The sequence below is a fragment of the Mesorhizobium sp. M2C.T.Ca.TU.002.02.1.1 genome, assembly GCF_003997225.1.
This window is the reverse complement of sequence record NZ_RZTO01001280.1, coordinates 1-1066: the sequence shown is the minus strand read 5'-3', so window position 1 is coordinate 1066 and position 1066 is coordinate 1. Positions and strand designations below refer to the sequence as shown.

Genomic DNA, 1066 nt, shown 5'->3' with positions numbered 1-1066 from the left:
CCTCACCGTCGGCACGCCGTTCGAAATCATCCTGCAATCGCTGCCGACCATCAAAACCGACGCCAAGCTGCGCGAGGTCGCGCCGCAATCGGAGGGCGCCACGCGCTCCCGCCGCGTGCGGCTGACACTGATCAATCCACCGTCGGCGTTCCGGCTCGGCTCGACGATCACCGCGACACGCATGACCAAGGTCGCGCCGACAATCGAACTGCCGATGTCGGCGCTGCTCGAAAAGGACGGCTCGCAAAAGGTCTGGATCGTCGATCCGCAATCCTCCAGCGTGAGCGCGCACGAGATCAAGGTCGCCGCCAAGAGCGGCGGCAGCTTCACGGTGGCGGAGGGGCTCGAGGCCGGCATGCGCGTCGTCACCGCGGGCGTGCACAGCTTGAGCGAAGGCCAGAAGGTCAAGGTGCCGGAGGGCGGGGTCTGATGAAGGGCTTCAATCTCTCGGACTGGGCGCTCAGCCACCGTTCGCTGGTCTGGTATTTCATGCTGGTCTTCGTGGCGGCCGGCATCTTCTCCTATCTCAATCTCGGCCGCGAGGAAGACCCCGCCTTCACCATCAAGACCATGATCATCCAGGCCAACTGGCCCGGCGCCTCGGTCAAGGAGACGGTGCAGCAGGTGACCGACCGCATCGAGAAGAAGCTCGAGGAGCTCGACAGCCTCGACTACACCAAATCGATCACCACTGCCGGCCAGACCGTCATCTTCGTCAACCTGAAGGACACCACCAAGGCGCGCGACGTCGTGCCGAACTGGCTTCAGGTGCGCAATATGGTCAACGACATCAAGGCGCAGTTCCCGCAAGGCGTGCAGGGGCCGTTCTTCAACGACCGCTTCGGCGACGTCTACGGCAACATCTATGCCTTCACCGCCGACGGGCTGACACCGCGCCAATTGCGCGACTATGTCGAGGATGTCCGAACCAAGATCCTCACCGTGCCAAATGCCGGCAAGGTCGATCTGGTCGGCGCGCAGGACGAGGCGATCTATCTCGAATTCTCGACGCGCCAGATCGCGGCGCTCGGCCTCAACCAGCAGCAAATCGTCGCCAGTTTGCAGG

General features: G+C 63.4%; 2 protein-coding genes. Both read left to right on the top strand.

Features of this window, described 5'->3' with window-relative positions; translation table 11 throughout:
* The coding region (locus tag EOD07_RS35475) for an efflux RND transporter periplasmic adaptor subunit (protein ID WP_127238441.1) at positions 1-430 on the top strand (430 nt) is incomplete at its 5' end.
* On the top strand, positions 430-1066 hold a 637-nt coding region (locus EOD07_RS35470; RefSeq protein ID WP_164772902.1), incomplete at its 3' end, for an efflux RND transporter permease subunit. The genes EOD07_RS35475 and EOD07_RS35470, both read left to right, overlap by 1 nt.